The sequence below is a fragment of the Enterocloster sp. HCN-30185 genome (assembly GCF_037890305.1).
In the GTDB taxonomy this organism is placed as follows: Bacteria; Bacillota; Clostridia; order Lachnospirales; family Lachnospiraceae; genus Enterocloster.
Window position 1 is genome coordinate 252,537 of record NZ_JBBKBT010000002.1, and the last position, 18,497, is coordinate 271,033.

The window sequence follows — 18,497 nt, forward strand, 5'->3', positions numbered from 1 at the left end:
GGAGGAGACAGCGGATGGACGGCCTAGTGATCGGTCTGGATCTGAATGATGAGTATACTCAGATCAGCTGCTATGGAAAAGAAATATCCTGGACGATCCCCACGGTGATCTGCAGGAAAAAAGAGGAGGAAATCTGGCTTACAGGGGAGGAGGCCTATGCGGCCACGCTTCTGGGCGAAGGGGTGATCGTAGATAAGCTTTTAAAGATGGTGCAAAAAGAAGGCACCTCTACCATTGGAGGGGTGTGCTATACAGGCGCCCTTCTGCTGCGTATTTTTCTGCAGCAGGTTTTAGAATATCCCTTAAAGGAAGAGGGGAAAAAGACCGTTTCCCAGCTGGTAGTGACCATGCAGGAGATGGATGCAAGGCTTACGGACACACTGATGTACTGCGCGGATGCCATGGGCATTTCCAGAGACAGGGTCCATGTGATCAGTCACACAGAAAGTTTTGTATATTATGTGCTGAGCCAGAAACGGGAGCTCTGGTCCAATCAGGTAGGGCTGTTTGAGCTGGCAGCAGACCGTCTGTGCTATTATGAAATGAAGGTTCAGAGAGGAATGCGCCGAAACATGGTTCAGGCAGAAGCTCAGAACCAGGAGGAAGCCTTTGATCTGGATATCCTGGGTACGCCTTCCGGACAGAAGCTTGCAGATCAGATCCTTACTTCCTGCGGGGAAAAACTTTTGAGCAAAAAACTCTTCTCCACCGTATTTCTCACAGGAAAAGGGTTCGAGCACCAGGACTGGGCCGGCGGGTTTATGAAGCTGGTATGCAGCAGGAGAAGATGCTTTGTGGAAAAGGAGCTTTTTTCCAGGGGAGCGGCGTTTAAGGGACAGGATTATCTTAATTCCGCTACCGAATACCCCTATATTTTTGTCTGCGAGGGACGTTTAAAAGCAGAGGTTGATTTAAAGGTTATGCAGAAAGGGAAGGAGATCCTCCTGGCTGTGGCCTCTTATGGAGATAACTGGTATGAGTCAAAGAGTTCTCTGGAGCTGATCCTGGAGGATGAAAAGGAGATTGAATTTATCATTTCCCATCTGGATTCCAGAAAGAAAAAGGTTGTAAAGGTGCCTCTTTCCGGTTTTCCGGACCGTCCTCCAAAAACGACCCGGATTGAGATGAATATTGGTTTTAAAGATGAAAATACCATGGTCACGGTGATCAAGGACAGAGGCTTTGGGGATCTGTTTCCTGCTTCCGGGGCTGTGGTAAGGCAAGAGGTAAGCTTATGAGTCTTTTGTTGTGCAGAAGGGAGCCGGTAAAGCATCCGTTTTATATTGAGGTACTGGGGATCCATATCTACTCTTCTCAGGAGTTGTGCTATGTGATCTGCAACCATCCTCTGCTTGTAATGGACGGCTTTGTGGGAAAAGCTCTTTACAGCTTTGTAAAAAATGAGCTTGGCATGGGCTTTGTGGCAGGCAGGATGGAAAAGCTTTCGGAAACCGGAAGCCGCCCGGAAGAGGCGCTGTACCTGTTTTTGACAGAATGCGATTACTGTACGGAAAAAGAGAGCCAGAGGTTTCGGCAGACAGCGGCAGCTTACCGCAGTCTCCCGGCCCCACGGTATGAAAAGGCAGTGGCCGATTATCTGTTTGGGAAAAAACAGTATGGCCGTGCTTCTGTCCGCTATGAGAAGCTTTTAGCGGAAACAGAGGAAAAAAAGGAGGATCCGGCCTTTATGGGAGCCCTTTATCAGAGCCTTGGGGCAGCTTATGCCCAGATGTTCCAGTTCCACCGGGCATATCGGGCATACGATAAGGCCTACGGTCTGGATCATGACAGAGAGGTATTAAAACGCATTTATTTCCTGAGCGTTCTGGCTCCGGAGCTGGAGGCGGCAGATACCTATGGGCCGCTTTTTAAGCCGGAATTTAAAGGCGCCTGGGAGGAAGAACTGCGCCAGGCCAGAACCGATGGGGAACAGGCGGAGGAGGTGCGCGGGCTGCGGACTCTGATGAAGCGGGATATGCCTTACCGGATGGAGGGCGCGGCCCGGATCGTTGGGCGGTGGAAGAGCGAGTACCGCAAGATGGTGTGAAAATCTGCTTGACAAAACAGTGAAATCTATTTATGCTTAAATGCAGACAACAGATGAAAAGAAAATGGCTGTGAAAAAGAGGAGTACGTACAGGGAACCGGCAGAGAGGGCAGTCCGAAGGCTGAAAGGCGGCCCCGGAGGAAGGTGCGGAAGGTAGCTTTTGAGCCGGAAGGGCCAACGGGGGAATCAGCTTCCCTTTAGTAGTTTTTCCCGTATTTCCCGCGTTAAGGGGACAGAGATTGCCGGGCAGGCTTACTGCCCATATGGCAGAATCAAAGGTGGTACCGCGAGATGATCGCCCTTTGCTTTTCCTTAGAGGAAGAGGCAGAGGGCGTTTTTTATTTCATAGGAAAAAAGGAGGATATATATGAAGGAACTGGAAAAGACATATGATCCGGCGGCCATTGAGGACCGTCTTTATGAAAAATGGCTGAATGGAAAATATTTCCATGCAGAGGTAAACCGCAGCAAAAAGCCCTTTACCATTGTGATGCCGCCGCCAAATATCACAGGACAGCTTCACATGGGCCATGCTCTGGACAATACCATGCAGGATATTTTAATCCGCTATAAGAGAATGCAGGGCTATGAGGCTTTATGGCAGCCGGGAACAGACCATGCAGCCATTGCTACCGAGGTAAAGGTCATTGACAAGCTGAAAAAAGAAGGCGTTTCCAAGGAAGACCTGGGAAGAGACGGCTTCTTAAAGGAGTGCTGGAAGTGGAGAGAGGAGTACGGCACCCGGATCGTAAAGCAGCTTCACAAGCTGGGTTCTTCTGCCGACTGGGACAGAGAGCGCTTTACCATGGACGAAGGCTGCTCCGACGCAGTTTTGGAAGTATTTGTAAAACTCTACGAGAAAGGATACATCTACAAGGGTTCCCGCATCATCAACTGGTGTCCTGTATGCCAGACCTCTATCTCCGACGCGGAGGTAGAGCACGTAGAACAGGACGGCTTCTTCTGGCACATCAACTACCCCGTAGTGGGAGAGCCGGGCCGCTTTGTTGAGATTGCAACCACCCGTCCGGAGACGCTCCTTGGCGATACGGCTGTGGCTGTCAATCCGGAGGACGAGCGGTATAAGGATATTGTAGGCAAGATGTTAAAGCTGCCTTTAACCGACCGTGAAATTCCTGTTATTGCAGATGAATACGTAGATAAGGAGTTTGGAACCGGCTGCGTAAAGATTACTCCGGCCCATGACCCCAATGACTTCGAGGTAGGAAAGCGCCATGGTTTAGAGGAAATCGTTATTTTAAATGACGATGCCACAGTAAATGTACCGGGCCCATACTTTGGCATGGACCGCTACGAGGCAAGAAAAGCCATGGTAGAGGACTTAAAGAATCAGGGACTTCTGGTAAAGGTGGTTCCCCATTCCCACAATGTAGGTACCCACGACCGCTGCAAGACTACCGTAGAGCCTATGGTAAAACAGCAGTGGTTTGTGCGCATGGATGAGATGGCAAAGCCGGCCATTGAAGCTTTAAAATCCGGACGGTTAAAGTTCGTGCCGGAAAGCTTTGGAAAGACCTATCTTCACTGGCTTGAAAATATCCGTGACTGGTGTATTTCCAGACAGCTCTGGTGGGGGCACCGGATTCCGGCCTATTACTGCCAGGACTGCGGAGAAACGGTTGTAGCAAAGGAAGCGCCCCATACCTGCTCCAAGTGCGGCGGCAGCCATTTTAAACAGGATGAGGATACGCTGGATACCTGGTTTTCTTCTGCTTTATGGCCCTTCTCCACTCTTGGATGGCCAAAAAACTCAGAAGATCTGGATTACTTCTATCCCACAGATGTGCTGGTAACGGGCTATGATATTATCTTCTTCTGGGTCATCCGTATGGTATTCTCAGGCCTTGAGCAGACCGGAAAAGAGCCCTTCCACACTGTTTTGATCCATGGACTGGTAAGAGACTCCCAGGGCCGCAAGATGAGCAAGTCCCTTGGAAACGGCATTGATCCTCTGGAGGTAATTGACAAATACGGCGCAGACGCCCTGCGTATGACATTGATTACGGGAAATGCACCCGGAAACGATATGCGTTTCTACTGGGAGCGTGTGGAGAACAGCCGAAACTTTGCAAATAAGGTCTGGAATGCTTCCCGCTTTATCATGATGAACATTGAAAAAGCTTCCGACCTGTCCGGCGTTACAGAGGATCAGCTTACGCTGGCAGATAAGTGGATCCTTTCAAAGGTAAATACCTTATCAAAGGATGTAACGGAAAATCTGGACAAGTATGAGCTGGGAATTGCTCTCCAGAAGGTATATGACTTTATCTGGGAAGAGTTCTGCGACTGGTACATTGAGATGGTAAAGCCAAGACTGTACAATGAAGCAGACGATACAAAGGCTGCCGCTCTCTGGACCTTGAAGCACGTTTTGATCCAGGCATTAAAGCTTCTTCATCCATTTATGCCCTTCATCACAGAGGAGATCTTCTGCAACCTGCAGGAGGAAGAGGAGACCATTATGCTGTCTTCCTGGCCGCTGTATGAGGAAAAATGGAACTTCGCCTCTGAGGAGCAGGCCGTAGAGACCATCAAGGCTGCCGTAAGAGCCATCCGAAATGTGCGCACTTCCATGAACGTGCCGCCAAGCAAGAAAGCGACCGTTTATGTTGTATCTGAGGATGAGGATATTTTAGGTATCTTTGAGCATAGCCGCAGCTTCTTTGCCACCTTAGGCTATGCAGGAGAGGTAATCCTTCAGAAGGATAAGGCAGGCATCGGCGAGGACGCCGTATCCGCAGTGATCCACAAGGCAGTGATCTATATGCCGTTTGCAGAACTGGTAGACATCGAAAAGGAGATCGAGCGTTTAAAGGCTGAAGAGAAGCGCTTAAACGGCGAGCTGGCCCGTTCCAACGGCATGTTGAATAATGAGAAATTCGTAAGCCGTGCGCCTGAGGCAAAGATTGCCGAGGAGCGTGCAAAGCTGGAGAAATATACCCAGATGATGGAGCAGGTAAAGGCTCGTCTGGCACAGCTTGTAAAATAACAGATCCCGTCATAACCGGGGCTGCCGCGCAGTTTGCGGCGGCCCCCTTTTGCAGATATTAGCAAAACAGAAAGGAGTCATCCGGTGGATATTTTAATTGTCATGTGTATGGGAATCCTGGTGGGACGGCTGTTTCGGTCCGGCAGGATAAAGAAGGTAAATGAGCTTTTATCCCTTGCCTGTACCTTTGTTCTGATCTTCGCAATGGGAGGAACGCTGGGGCAGAGAGAAAATTTTGTCCGGGAATTTCTTTCCCTGGGAGGCGCCAGCTTCCTCTTTTTTGCCTTTCCCACCTTTTTTTCCATTGTCTTTGTATACATTTTGACCCGGAATTTTATGGGAAGAAAGAAGTATGAAACCAGGGGGAAAAAAGAAAAATGATTATTCTGTTTACATTCATATCCCTTTTAGGAGGACTTGCCTACGGGATTTTTGGCTTTCATATTCCGGCTGTTTCCCTGATCTTAAAGAACACGGACGGAGTTTTGTATGCCCTGATGTTTTTTGTCGGCATCAGCATTGGGATGCACCGGGGGATTTTAAGCAAGATCAGGGAATACCATATTAAAATATTTATCATTCCCGCAGGAATTATAGCCGGTTCCATTGTGGGGGGGATCATCTGTTCCCTGCTTCTTAAAATTCCGGTGGGGCAGGGAACTGCCATTGCCAGCGGAATGGGCTGGTACAGTCTGGCCGGGGCGGCGATCAGCGAGCTGGGAGGGGCAAAGCTGGGAAGCATTGCCTTTATGAGCAATCTCATGCGGGAAATTTTTTCTTTTTTCCTGATTCCCCTGATCGCCCTTAAGCTCAATGACCTTACCTGTATTGCGCCTGCCGGGGCGACCAGCGAAGATACCACCCTTCCTGTGATGCTAAAATATACCAATGAAGAAACGGTTGTTTTGTCGGTTTTAAACGGAATGCTCTGCTCTTTTGCAGTTCCGGTACTGATCTCTGTCTTTGCAGGTTAGGAAAGAAGGCTGTCGCTTCCTGGCGAAGCAGGGCGAGAACATGATGTTGAAACTTTGGGGAAAATCATTTAAAATAGAGGGAACAGGCAGGAGGATGAGTAATGATGCAGGCAGAAGAATACTTAGAGAAGATTCCCATGTGGACCAGGGAAAAACATTCTCTTACAGATATAAGAGCGTTTCTGCATGAAATGGGAGACCCGGACAGGAAGCTTTCCATCATTCATGTGGCGGGAACTAACGGAAAAGGCTCTGTGTGCGCCTTTCTTACCTCTTTGTACAGAAACGCCGGTTTTCGCACCGGAACCTTTATCTCTCCTCATCTGGTAACCGTCCGGGAACGGTTTTTGTTAAATAATGAAATGGTTTCGCCCGGGAAGCTTCAGGCTGCCTTTGAGACGGTTCTTGAGACTGTAAATATCATGAAAGAAAAGGGGTATTCCCACCCCAGCTATTTTGAGTTTCTTTTTTATATGGCAATGGCGCTGTTTGCAGATGAAACGCCGGAGCTTGTGATTTTGGAAACCGGGCTGGGAGGCCGCCTGGACGCTACCAACGTGGTTGAGAATCCCCTGGCCTGTGTGATTACCTCCATCAGTCTGGATCACATCATGTACCTGGGAGATACCATAGAAGCGGTTGCAGGAGAGAAGGCAGGGATCATAAAAAGGCAGGTTCCTGTGATCTACGATGATACCGTGCCTGAGGCTTCTGAGGTGATCCGTGAGAGAGCGGTACAGATGGCGTCAAAGGCATATCCGGTGGGAAAGGGAGATTTTTCCATTTTGGAAACCAAAGATCAAGGACTTTCTATAAGAGCTGAGGGAGAAGCTGCTCAGGCGTTTGCCGCGGCAGGCCCTCTGGTGCTTGAAATTCCCTTTGAAGCACCTTATCAGGCAGAAAATGCCATGCTGGCTGTGAAAACAGCGGTTGTTTTAGGGCAGAGAGAAAGGGGTTTCCGTCTGACAGAGGCTCAGATTACAGAGGGGATCCGGACTGCCCGCTGGGCCGGGCGTATGGAGCGGGCTGGAGAAAATCTGTATCTGGACGGAGCCCACAATCCGGGCGGCATAAAAGCCTTTATTCAGGCAGCCGCATCTATGGCTGCCCGGCAGAAAAAAAAGGCGTATCTGCTATTTGGCGCCGTATCGGACAAGGATTACAGGGCTATGGCTCGGCTGCTCTGTGAGGGGATTTCCTGGGCGGGGATCGGTGTGGTACATATAGACAGCAGCCGGAGCATGGACACAGAGGTTCTGGCAGAAGCATTTTCGCAGGCATATAAAGGGCCGGTGAGAGCCTTTGAAACCGCAGGGGAAGCTTTGCGGGAGATGAAGAAGCAGGCAGGAGATGAGCTCTTATTCTGCGCAGGCTCCCTGTATTTGATCGGGGAGCTGAAGGTACAGCTTAAAGGCATGGAAAGGAGAGAAGATACATGATCGATTTTGAAGAGGAGATCCAGCGCTTTAAACCCAGTCTGGATGTAGAGGCGGTAGAGGACGCCATTGTGAAAAGCGATCTTACGGATATGACGGATATTATGATGGAGATGATCCGGGAAAGAGACGGGAAAAGACGGTGATGGAGATTGAGGCAAAAAACAGACAGATTGCCAACAGCTATTATAACCTGGGTCTGGAGAAAGCAAGGATACGGGATCTTTCCGGAGCGTCCCAGTGCCTGAAAAAGAGCCTTCATTTCTGCAAATACCAGATCGACGCCAGAAATCTGCTGGGTTTGATCTACTACGAGAACGGCGAGGTGGCGGATGCTCTGGTGCAGTGGGTTATCAGTATGAGCCTGCAGCCGGAAAATAATCTGGCAGATCATTATCTGGAACGGATCCAGAGAAAGCCGGGACAGTTAGAAGCGGAAAGCCAGGCAGTAAAGACCTTTAACCAGGCCTTGTGGCATGCCCAGAACGGCAGCGATGATCTGGCGGCCCTGCAGCTTGCCAGAGTGGTATCAGCCAAGCCCCATTTTGTCAAAGCCCATCTTCTTCTGGCTCTTTTATATATGAGGCGGGAGGATTATAATAAGGCCGGCCGCTCTCTGTATAAGATCCTCCAGATTGATAAGAGCAATTCCAAGGCGCTTTACTATATGTCCATTGTAAAGCAGAATACGGGCCGGGCCGAGGCGGAAAAGCGCCGGATGGTAAAGGCATTTTCCCACAGACAGATGGAGGATGATGATGTGATCATCCCCAACACCTATAAAGAGTCTACGGGGCTTTCTACGGTGTTTCACATTATCCTGGGCCTGATCTTCGGCCTGGTGGCCTTTTATGTGCTGGTGCTCCCGGCAGTGGAAAACCGCCTGAACCGCCAGCGTGATGATGAGCTGATGGTCTATATGCAGAAATTAAACAGCGCCAATCAGGAAAATGATATTCTGGCGCAGGAAAATGAGGATATCGAAGCCAAGATGGCAGAGGTACAGGAGCAGCTGGATACGCTCACAACCGGCAACACCAGTATTATTGCCCAGTATCAGAGCCTCATCTGGGTGCTCCAGTCCTACCGCACCGGGGATATGGTATCGGCGGCAAAGACCTTTGCCGAGTCCAGCTTTGATCTGATCGAGGATGCGAATATTCAGGGGATTGTGGATAATATACGTCAGGAGATGACAGGAAGCATCTACCAGACGCTGGTTGATAAGGGACTGCAGCTCTGGAATGGCGGAAATAAGACCCAGGCTCAGGAGTATTTCCTTGCAAGCTTAAAAATAAGGCCTGACAACCCTGAGGCTATGTTTTATGCAGGGCGTCTCTATCAGGATGCGGGAGATACGGAAAATGCAAACGCACTCTTTGACAAGGTGGTAGGCGAGCATGGCGATACAGAGTATGCAGAGCGGGCCAGAAATGCAAGAGGCTATTAAATAAAATACACTTTTTACGGCAGAAGAAATGGATCACAGGATCGTACCTTCTGCCTTTTTTGTTATAGAAAATATCTGCCCAAAAGAGAAGAAGGAGGAAATGGGATGGATGCAGGAACAATTACATATGAGGCATATGAGGATACGCTGATCATCCATATGCCCAAGGAGCTGGATCACCACAACTGCAGGAAACTGAAAACGGACACGGATCTGATGCTGGAGGAAAACTGTGTCAGGAGGATTATCTTTGATTTTGAAAAAACGGAATTTATGGATTCTTCAGGAATCGGAGTGCTGTTAAACCGATATAAGGAGATGAAAGCCAGCCGGGGAAGCGTATGCTACTGCAGAGCATCCAGACGGGTGCGAAGACTCATGGAACTGAGCGGGATCTGCAGGCTGATGGAAGGATATGAAAGCAGGGAGCAGGCAGTGGGAGCATTGAAATAAAAAGGAGGTACAGGATATGGAAGGGGACAGAGAGCATATAAGGCTGGAAATGGAAAGCCGTTCCAGCAATGAGGAGTTTGCAAGAGTGGTGGCGGCTGTGTTTATGAGCCGTTTAGACCCTACACTGGAAGAGATGGATGATGTGAAAACAGCGGTATCGGAGGCTGTTACCAATGCAGTGATCCACGGCTATAGAGAGAAGTGTGGAACGGTAGTTATGGAGCTGACGGCAGACCGCACAGAACGGAGCCTGACCGTAGAAGTGACTGATCAGGGAACCGGAATAGAAGATATAAAAAAGGCCATGGAACCCATGTATACCACAGACCGATCAGGAGAGAGGTCTGGAATGGGCTTTGCTTTTATGGAAGCCTTTATGGATGAGATCACAGTGGAATCAGAGGCCGGATGCGGAACAAAGGTCACCATGAAAAAATATATCGGCAGGTGACGCCCATGGAAGAGACCATCAGGCAGATCCAGAACGCCCACCAAGGGGATAAAGCGGCCAGAGACCGGCTGGTAACGGAAAATACAGGACTGGTGTGGAGCATTGTCCGCAGGTTCGCAGGTAGAGGATACGAGCTGGAAGATTTATTTCAGATTGGAAGTATTGGTCTTATGAAAGCCATTGATAAGTTTGATACCAACTATGAAGTGAAATTTTCCACCTATGCGGTTCCTATGATCGCAGGAGAAATCCGGCGTTTTATGAGAGATGACGGAATGATAAAGGTAAGCCGTTCCGTTAAGGAGCTGGGCTTTAAGGCCAGAAATGCCGCAGAAGAGCTGACTAAAATACTGGGACGGGAGCCTACCATTGAAGAGATTGCAGAGAAAACAGGGGCCAGCCGTGAGGAGATAGCAGCGTCCCTGGAGGCGGCGGCAGAGGTGGAATCCCTCTATAAGCCATTGGGAAACAGCGGTGACAAGGAACTGCTTTTGATGGACCGGCTGGAGGAGGAGCATGACAGCCACGAAGAACTGTTAAACCATCTTGTTTTAAAGGAACTGATGGAAGGACTCACAGACCAGCACAGAGAAATCATATTGAGAAGGTATTTTTACAGCCAGACTCAGACTCAGGTAGCAAAGGCGCTTAACATTTCTCAGGTACAGGTTTCTCGTCTGGAAAAACGGATCTTAAAGGAGATGCGGAAACGCTATGAGGAGGGAAGCAGCTGAAAAATAGTTGAATAGAAACGATAAAAAAACCCATACTACCATCAGCGGATAAAGGCAGACGAAATCATCCTTGTCCGCTGATGATGCATCAAAACCGGAAAGGATGTGAGACGCATGAAATCAGGAAAATATAAGTGGATCATCGGCATTCTGGCAGCAGCAGCGATTCTTTTGGGCGTTTTTGCGTGGTATGCAGTCTGGGGGATCAGAGACAAAGGATACGAGAACGAGGGAGTGATGGTTTATATTCAAAAATGTCAGGGGGTATGAATATGACCCATACGGTTTATGTAAAGCTGGATGAGATTACGGAACTGACCCACAAAGATATTCTTTTAAAGGATGTTGCCCAGGTCTACTGCCGGGATCAGAATATACAGAATAAATGCAGCGTATGCAGGATCATGACCGTGCGCTCAGATGAAGCCCATCGGTATGTGATGAGCGCTCTGGATGTGACCAAAAAGCTGGAGGCTCTGGATCCGGGGATTGAAGTGGAGCATATGGGAAAGACAGACTTTATCATTGCCTACAAGCCGGCCGCTCCTCCTGCCTATGGACGGCAGTGGTGTAAGACAGCCTGTATCTGCCTGATCAGTTTTTTTGGAGCGGCCTTTGCTATTATGACATTTAATAATGATGTGAGCGTCACCAGCGTATTTCATGAGATCTATCGTCTGGTGATGGGGTATGAGGCAGCGGGCTTTACTGTGCTGGAGGCAAGCTATTGTGTGGGGCTGTCTCTTGGGATCATGGTGTTCTTTAACCATATTTCTGCCGGCAAGGTGAATACAGATCCGACTCCTCTGGAGGTAGAAATGCGGCTTTACGAGGAAAACATCAGTAAAACCCTCATTGATAATGCACAGAGGAAGGAGAAAAAGATTGACATTTCTTAAATATGCGTTCCTTATCTTTTTTGGGATCTGTGCAGGAGGCGTGATCGCTGCAGGTGTATATGCCTTTTTAGCTATGATCGGTGTGTTTGTCCGTCTTATGGGGCGGACAAACACCGGGAAAAAGGCGCGTCTGTATGAAAAATGGATTATAGCAGGAGGGATTTTGGGAAATGCAGCAGACATTTATGAAATCCCCATGATACTGGGCAAAGGCCCCGGAACGCTTTTTTTAACGGCAGCAGGCCTTTCCATCGGCGTTTTTGTCGGCTGTCTGGCTATGTCATTAGCAGAGACTTTGAAGGCTCTTCCTGCCATGAGCCGCAGGATCGGTCTGGCGGCAGGGCTGCAGTATCTGATACTGGGCATTGCTGCAGGGAAGTTTGCAGGGGCCTGGATTTATTTCTGGAAGGGACTGGCCGTTTAGCTGAGGAGGAAGTCATTATGGAAATTGATAAAAAGAAATATGAGGAATATGTAAAGCGCATCACCCCGGTTCATGCGTTCTGGCCGACTCTGGGAAAAGCCTTTCTTACGGGTGGCCTGATCTGCACCTTGGGCCAGTTTATAAATAACTGGCTGATGAACAGCCGGGGATTGGAGCAGGAAGCGGCAGGAGCCTGGACCTCTCTGACACTGATCCTTCTCAGTGTTCTCCTCACAGGCTTTAATATTTATCCCAAACTGGTAACCTTTGGAGGAGCCGGCGCTCTTGTTCCCATCACCGGATTTGCCAATTCTGTGGCGGCCCCGGCTATTGAGTTTCACGCAGAGGGAGAAGTATTTGGCGTGGGATGCAAGATTTTTACCATTGCAGGCCCGGTGATCCTCTACGGGGTTCTTGCAAGCTGGGCGTTAGGAGCCGTGTACTGGATCGGCGGGATGATGGGAATTTTTTAAATGGTAAATTTTTTCTGCAGGAAAGAGAAAAATGTGACAATCTGTCCCGTTGCCAGGGCGGAAAAGACGGTTCCTTCCCGTACACCGTTCAACCGGTGAAAGAAAAGGAAGGCAAGAACCACGGCTATAAGGGTAAGGGTGCTGTCAAAGATCACCTTTACATTTCCAAAGGGATATCTGAACCTTTGGGAAATAGCCCGTACCAGAGCTTCTCCGGGAAGCATGATCACATTGGCCCGTATTTCCAGAGAGATGCCAAAGGCCATGACAATGCAGCCGATTGCCAGATAGATGATGGAATTTATATAGGCTCCTCCATATTGTGTGGGGATGATAAAGAGAGCGGCATCAATGCAGAGGGAAAACAGCAGGGCAGCCGGGATCTGCATCGCCTGCATAAAGGAAAACCTGCGGCGGATCAGTGCTTCTCCCAGTACAAAGAGCATATTAAAACAGAAGGTATAGACACCCATGGAGGGAGCCGTAACCAGGCTCAGGATAAAAGGTATGCCGGATATGGGAGAAGTCCCAAGACCGGCTCTGGTGATAAAACCGATCCCCAGGGAGCTGATCAACACACCGGCAGAAAAAATAAGATAGTTTTTTGCATTTTTGTAAAAATTCACGGTACCATACCTCCCAGATCTGTTGAAATACAAAAATATTTTTTATATCAGAAAAATTTTGTGTAGATATTGTACCCTGTTATTGTGAAAAATGCAATAGAATGATAAATAAAAGACAAAAATCCGGTAAAATAGACTGTGGGAAAGGAAAAGGAATATGAAACGTTTGGAAATCGCATCTGTTACAGGAAGAGAAATTCTGGATTCCAGGGGAAATCCTACGGTAGAAGCAGAGGTCCATCTGACAGACGGGACTATGGGCCGGGGAACAGCTCCCAGCGGCGCTTCCACCGGAGAATTTGAAGCATTGGAGCTGCGGGATCACGATCTGGACCGATTTGGCGGAAAAGGTGTTTTAAAGGCAGCAGAACATATCCGTACAGATATCCATGCAATATTGCGGGGGATGGATCCCTGTAATATTTATGAGGTGGATCATGCCATGATCAAGGCAGACGGCACAGCAGACCGGTCAAAGCTGGGAGCCAATGCCATTTTGGCGGTATCTATGGCCAGTGCAGCGGCAGCGGCCAATGCCCTGGGACTTCCGCTGTACCGTTTTCTGGGAGGCGTCAATGCGGGCTGCATGCCGCTTCCCATGATGAATATTATAAACGGAGGAGCCCATGCGGCAAATACGGTTGACGTACAGGAATTTATGATCATGCCCGCAGGAGCAGAAAGCTTCAGGGAAGGACTGCGCTGGTGCGCGGAGGTGTTTCATGCCTTAGCCGCATTCTTAAGAGAAAAGGGGCTGGCTACTGCTGTAGGCGACGAAGGGGGATTTGCTCCGGATCTTGAAAGCGATGAGGAAGCAATCCTCTGTATTTTAGAGGCGGTAAAACGGGCCGGATACGAGCCGGGAAGGGATTTTGTGCTTGCTTTGGATGCGGCGGCCAGCGAATGGAAAGGGGAAAGGACGGGAGAATATATTCTTCCCAAGTGCGGAAAAAAGTTTACCTCTTCAGAGCTGACAGAGCACTGGAAGAAATTGTGTGAAACGTATCCCATATATTCCATTGAGGATGGTCTTGATGAAGAGGACTGGGAAGGATGGAAGTATATGACAAAGAAACTGGGAAACAGGATCCAGCTGGTAGGCGATGATCTTTTTGTTACCAATACAAAGCGGCTGAAAAAGGGTATTGGATGGGGATGCGGTAATTCCATTTTGATCAAGCCCAATCAGATCGGAACGATTTCAGAAACGCTGGAAGCGGTCCGACTGGCCCGCCGGTCCGGGTACACGGCGGTTATTTCCCACCGCTCCGGAGAAACGGAGGATACGGCGATCGCCGATCTGGCAGTTGCCCTGAATACGGGACAGATCAAAACAGGGGCTCCCAGCCGGAGCGAACGGGTGGCAAAATACAACCGTCTTTTAAGGATTGAAGAAGAGCTGGGAGAAAGAGCAGAGTTTTTGGGAAAGGGCGCTTTATAGACCGGAGGCTGCTTTTTCACGCATTTCTTTTGGTGATACGCCGAATTTTTTCTTAAATGCCCGGCGGAAGGAAGCCGCATTGTTGTAGCCCGTATACTGGTACAGCTCAGAAATGGAAATCGAGGATTCCAGTACCAGTTCCTTTGCCTTTGCCATCCGCAGTTTTTCCAGATATACGGAAAAATTTTCAGAAACTTCTTTTTTAAAAAGAAAGCTGAAGTAATTTTCCGAAATATGGAATTCCTCAGAGATTTTAGAAAGAGATAAGGAGGAGTCCATATAATTACGATTCAGATAATTCTGGATTTTCTGGATCAGTTCATTGGAGTCGCCGCAAGAGCCATAAAAGCTGCACAGCTGCAGTGCGATGGACTGCAGGGAATCCAGGCTGATCTCATTTTCAAACTGACGGTCGATCAGATCCAACAGCTCCTTTCGTTCCGGAGCATCTGTTAAGGATGGGTCAACAGACAGGCGTTTTCTGAAAAGAACCGTTCTTATATCGGAAACAAGCCAGCGAAGCTGTGTAAAGGAAAGGGTGCGTTTCTCCAGGTTTTCTTCCTTTAAACAGGAAAAAAGAGCTTCTGTCTGAGAACTGCTTCCGGTAGAAATAAAGCCGCTTAGCTGTACGGCAAGACTTTCAGGAAAATAGTATGTATCGGTGGAGGAATCAAGACGCAGGCTGCTGATGATACAGCGCTGATCGGTAGTCATGGACCATGCGTTGTGGGCTTCCTGGTATGATTTCCAGATATAGGGAACTACTTCACAGATATTTCCCAGACCGCCCCTGATCTCAATATCATAAAGCTTTAAAAGCTCCTGATGGACCGAACGGAATATCTGTATATTCTGTTCGGTATTTTCATTGTCCGAACGAGCGGAGGGAACGGCAATTAAACAGGCAAAGGCAGCATCGCCGGGTTTATAGATATGTCCGGTGTCGGGAAAGTAGCGCTTCAGCGCTTCCTGTACCAGGATATCATGGTTTTCAATACACAGCTTTAGGGCTTCTGCATCCAGGTTATGGGCATGGCGGGGAGCTGCCCCTATATAAAGAACCTGATAGCGGCATCCTTCCCGTTTTAAGCCCAGTTCAGAGGTGATCCGCTCCATCTGTTCATTCGTTGTAATATTACCCTCCATCACTTTACGGATATAGGATTCCGATACAAGAGGCTTTGCCTGTTCTACCATAGTAGTCAGGGCAGAAGCCAGATGATGCTGATTTTCCAGTTCACTGCTCAGATCGGCAACGGATCTGCTGTTATAAGCCGTTAAAAGGACGATAAAGCCACTTTCTAACAGTACGGTCAGAATGATCAGTACAATCGAAAGCCGCTGGTAGTTTTCAGCAGAATAATAAAGGGTAGAAGAGGGCTGAATGAGATACCAGTTCCAGCCGTTATAGTCCGATACTGTCTGTACTGCGCTTATGGAACGCCCCTTGTCTTTAAAATCAGCCGTTTTATCCGAATAGGAAAGACCGAAAAGAAGCTGCAGGTCAATCTCAGGAGAGGCAGAGCCGCGGATGGAAAAACAAGGGCTGCCATCTTTATCCAATGCACAGATCTGATAGTCGTCTGACAGGCGGATTTCAGGAAAAAGGCGTTCCATGCTGTTTCGATCAACCATAAAGCAGAGGACGCTGTTTACCGTTCCATTTATGGAAATAAGAGAGCTGCTTACAGGGCAGATATAGAGAAAGCTATCTCCTTCATTGACCGGAATAAATGTTCTCCATGCAGACGGGGACATTAAGTCGACGGAAAATGTGTAGCGGGAATCATGCTTTCTGGCAAGCTCCAGTTCGGAAAAGAAGTTGGAGGATAAGATATATCCGCTGTTTTTCAGATAGATAAACAGCTGTCCGCCTGTATTCAGCTCCTTTGAAGGGAGAATCAGTTTAAGCTGCTCTTGAACCCTCCATGCGGAGTAAGAAAAGGATTCCGTTTCCATATTCTCAGAATCGGCCAGGGCTTTAAAAGAAGAACTGGAAGAAAGCTGCAGGCTGGCAGTATGGATCTGTTTTAAAAGATCATCCATCTGACGGACAGAGGATGAGAGTACGCTGACTGTCTGGGAATGGAGCCCTTTTTTTAAATGATGGTAGGATGTATGATAAAAAATAGCTGCGCTGATCAGCATCAGGGCCAGAATAAAACTGTATGACAGTGCAAGCCTGTTTTTAAAGGATATGTTTTTTTGTGTTTTTATAGGTGCCATTATAATATAAGAACGGGAGAGAATCAACTGAAAAAGAGAAAAATGTATGTTATCCGTAAAAAATGTATGTTTTGCAGTCCAGATCTTAATGGAAACGTGAAAAAACTTTGAATGCTATAAAGAAAAAGAAATAGACATAAAAACAAAGAATTTCATGAAAAATGCACAATGAAATGAAATTTTAACAGTTGATATGGAGCAGGAAGAGTGATAATTTTGTAGACACATAAAAACGTGTGGTGAAATCAGCATACGAAATCTATGATATGGAGGGAAAACCATGAACAAAAGGGTTAGGTGTACCGCAGCCTTCGCTGCAGCGGTCATGGCAGCGTCTCTGCTTGGCGGCTGTGGTCAGAATGGCGTGACAGCACCTGAAAATGTGGAGAAGTACACAGCAGACGGAGAACTGATCAAACCGGAAAAAATTACGGTTATGACAGACGGTACGGTTTTTACGAAACGGAATGGACGCGATGCCTTTGAGGCGCGCTGGGAAGAGCTGACAGGGATTGATATTGAATTTATCCAGCCGGATCACAGCGCTTATTACGACGTAGTAGGACAGACATTCGCTTCTGGCGTTAAAAACTGGCCGGATGTGATCCTGTTAAGTTCTACCTATTACAGCGGCTATGCGGAGGAAGGTGCTCTGTGGGATTTGACAGAGACGTATGAAAATTCTGATTTAAAGAAATCCGGGCGGCTGACAGGAGAAGATGTCATTGACGGAATGCGCATCGGCGGACGGCTTTACGGACTTCCTGTAAACCGCGGCGGCGGATGTATTACCTATGTAAAAAAGAAGTGGCTGGACAACTGTAATCTGGAAGTGCCGACAAACTATGACGAATACATGAATATGTTAAAAGCATTTACAGAGGGAGATCCGGACGGAAACGGTGTGAACGGCGATACATACGCTCTTTCCGCAGCCGGCTTTATGGGTGAGGAATCTCCTTATACCAACTACCTGCCGGAATTTTATCAGAATTCCTATCCTTCCTTTACAAAGGATGAGAATGGAATGTGGTATGACGGCTTTATGGAGCAGGATTTCAAGGATTCTCTGCTTCGTTTAAGGGATGCTTATGTAAACGGATATGTTGATAAGGAAACGCTGACCAACGGCACCAGCGATGTGCGCAACAAGTTTTACGAAGACCGCTGCGGCGTATTTACCTACTGGTCCGGAACCTGGGCGGAAAACCTGCGGAGCAATCTGGCAAAGAATGGACTGGATGACGAGCTGGTTCCCCTTCCGCCGATCAAGGAGCTGGGAAATTATATAGAGAGAACGCCGGCTGTCTGGTGTATTACCAATTCCTGTAAATATCCGGAGGCAGTGTACAAATATTTTATTGAATCCATGATGGACGGCGGCGATATGCAGACGCTCTGGACATATGGCGTAGAGGGCGTGCACTGGTCTGTTCAGGCTGAGACGGTCTGCGGAAACACCTATGAGCAAGGCCAGTTCCATGGTCTGGAAAGTATGGATAAGCCGGGAACCCAGTACACAAAGGGACATATGGATCCGACGCTTTCCATTGTAGAGTGGGAAAATGATCCCGGTATTGACTCCGTTGCTCCGGCTGCCAAGCGTTCACAGGAGATATTTAATGAAAACTGCAAACAGTCCCTTATGGTTCCCTCCACAACGGAAATGGCTACCTATAACGGCGATCTGACAACCTTAAAGCGTTCCATTGTGGCAGATGTAGTCGTTCAGGGAATGCCGGTAGAGGAGGCATACCAGAGGTTTGAAAAGGAGCACGGTGTAAAGTGGTCTAATATGATCGTGGATTCCCTTAACCGCCTGGCGGAAGCAGAGTCATCCAGGTAAACAAAAG

General features: G+C 48.3%; 19 protein-coding genes. 17 read left to right on the plus strand and 2 right to left on the minus strand.

Annotated elements, in window-relative coordinates:
• Positions 1-14 precede the first annotated feature (14 nt).
• The 15 genes from WKT10_RS03445 to WKT10_RS03515 all read left to right on the plus strand — a co-directional run bounded on the left by WKT10_RS03445 (position 15) and on the right by WKT10_RS03515 (position 12,351).
• A complete protein-coding gene (locus tag WKT10_RS03445) occupies positions 15-1,238 on the plus strand; it encodes a DUF5716 family protein (protein WP_340275467.1) in 1,224 nt (407 codons plus the stop codon).
• A complete protein-coding gene (locus tag WKT10_RS03450; RefSeq protein ID WP_337433802.1) occupies positions 1,235-2,047 on the plus strand; it encodes a hypothetical protein in 813 nt (270 codons plus the stop codon). Before WKT10_RS03445 ends, WKT10_RS03450 begins: the two co-directional genes overlap by 4 nt.
• Positions 2,048-2,414: 367 nt before the next feature.
• A complete protein-coding gene (locus WKT10_RS03455; RefSeq protein WP_340275469.1) occupies positions 2,415-5,057 on the plus strand; it encodes a valine--tRNA ligase in 2,643 nt (880 codons plus the stop codon).
• A gap of 84 nt (positions 5,058-5,141) precedes the next feature.
• Positions 5,142-5,438, plus strand: coding sequence for a hypothetical protein (locus WKT10_RS03460; RefSeq protein WP_066547743.1), 297 nt, complete (start codon positions 5,142-5,144; stop codon positions 5,436-5,438).
• Positions 5,435-6,031, plus strand: coding sequence for a lysine exporter LysO family protein (locus tag WKT10_RS03465; protein WP_066547744.1), 597 nt, complete (start codon positions 5,435-5,437; stop codon positions 6,029-6,031). Before WKT10_RS03460 ends, WKT10_RS03465 begins: the two co-directional genes overlap by 4 nt.
• 101 nt (positions 6,032-6,132) lie before the next feature.
• Complete coding sequence (locus WKT10_RS03470; protein WP_066547746.1) at positions 6,133-7,470, plus strand: bifunctional folylpolyglutamate synthase/dihydrofolate synthase; 1,338 nt, start codon at positions 6,133-6,135, stop codon at positions 7,468-7,470.
• Positions 7,467-7,613, plus strand: a complete 147-nt coding sequence (locus WKT10_RS03475; protein ID WP_167544876.1) for a hypothetical protein — start codon at positions 7,467-7,469, stop codon at positions 7,611-7,613. The genes WKT10_RS03470 and WKT10_RS03475 overlap by 4 nt, the downstream gene beginning before the upstream one ends.
• Positions 7,613-8,917 (plus strand): tetratricopeptide repeat protein, encoded by a 1,305-nt coding sequence (locus WKT10_RS03480; RefSeq protein ID WP_340275477.1) that lies wholly within the window; start codon positions 7,613-7,615, stop codon positions 8,915-8,917. The genes WKT10_RS03475 and WKT10_RS03480 overlap by 1 nt, the downstream gene beginning before the upstream one ends.
• Positions 8,918-9,022: 105 nt before the next feature.
• Positions 9,023-9,370: an STAS domain-containing protein gene (locus tag WKT10_RS03485; RefSeq protein WP_066547750.1), complete on the plus strand. Its 348-nt coding sequence runs from the start codon at positions 9,023-9,025 to the stop codon at positions 9,368-9,370.
• Positions 9,371-9,386: 16 nt separating this feature from the next.
• Positions 9,387-9,821: an anti-sigma F factor gene (spoIIAB, locus tag WKT10_RS03490; RefSeq protein WP_066547753.1), complete on the plus strand. Its 435-nt coding sequence runs from the start codon at positions 9,387-9,389 to the stop codon at positions 9,819-9,821.
• A gap of 5 nt (positions 9,822-9,826) precedes the next feature.
• Positions 9,827-10,555 carry a SigB/SigF/SigG family RNA polymerase sigma factor gene (locus tag WKT10_RS03495; RefSeq protein ID WP_066547756.1) on the plus strand — a complete coding sequence of 243 codons (729 nt, stop codon included), beginning with the start codon at positions 9,827-9,829 and terminating at the stop codon, positions 10,553-10,555.
• Between the two features lie 114 nt (positions 10,556-10,669).
• On the plus strand, positions 10,670-10,825 hold the full coding sequence (locus WKT10_RS03500) for a hypothetical protein (RefSeq protein WP_167544877.1): 156 nt from the start codon (positions 10,670-10,672) through the stop codon (positions 10,823-10,825).
• A 2-nt stretch (positions 10,826-10,827) separates the two neighbouring features.
• Entirely contained in the window at positions 10,828-11,454 is a 627-nt protein-coding gene (locus WKT10_RS03505) for a stage V sporulation protein AA (protein ID WP_066547758.1), read from the plus strand.
• Positions 11,441-11,878 carry a stage V sporulation protein AB gene (locus WKT10_RS03510; RefSeq protein WP_242962986.1) on the plus strand — a complete coding sequence of 146 codons (438 nt, stop codon included), beginning with the start codon at positions 11,441-11,443 and terminating at the stop codon, positions 11,876-11,878. Before WKT10_RS03505 ends, WKT10_RS03510 begins: the two co-directional genes overlap by 14 nt.
• 17 nt (positions 11,879-11,895) lie before the next feature.
• The gene (locus WKT10_RS03515) at positions 11,896-12,351 is read left to right on the plus strand and encodes a SpoVA/SpoVAEb family sporulation membrane protein (RefSeq protein WP_066547763.1); all 456 of its coding nucleotides are present in this window, start codon (positions 11,896-11,898) and stop codon (positions 12,349-12,351) included.
• Here WKT10_RS03515 and WKT10_RS03520 read toward each other — a convergent pair.
• Positions 12,348-12,977 (minus strand): YczE/YyaS/YitT family protein, encoded by a 630-nt coding sequence (locus WKT10_RS03520; protein WP_340275480.1) that lies wholly within the window; start codon positions 12,975-12,977, stop codon positions 12,348-12,350. The genes WKT10_RS03515 and WKT10_RS03520 overlap by 4 nt on opposite strands.
• A gap of 157 nt (positions 12,978-13,134) precedes the next feature.
• Between WKT10_RS03520 and eno the strand changes: the two genes are divergently transcribed.
• Positions 13,135-14,418: a phosphopyruvate hydratase gene (gene eno, locus WKT10_RS03525; protein ID WP_340275481.1), complete on the plus strand. Its 1,284-nt coding sequence runs from the start codon at positions 13,135-13,137 to the stop codon at positions 14,416-14,418.
• On the opposite strand, the gene WKT10_RS03530 is transcribed toward eno, so the two are convergent.
• A complete protein-coding gene (locus WKT10_RS03530) occupies positions 14,413-16,566 on the minus strand; it encodes a helix-turn-helix domain-containing protein (protein ID WP_340275483.1) in 2,154 nt (717 codons plus the stop codon). The genes eno and WKT10_RS03530 overlap by 6 nt on opposite strands.
• Before the next feature lie 358 nt (positions 16,567-16,924).
• Between WKT10_RS03530 and WKT10_RS03535 the strand changes: the two genes are divergently transcribed.
• Entirely contained in the window at positions 16,925-18,490 is a 1,566-nt protein-coding gene (locus tag WKT10_RS03535; RefSeq protein WP_340275485.1) for an extracellular solute-binding protein, read from the plus strand.
• Positions 18,491-18,497: the final 7 nt, after the last annotated feature.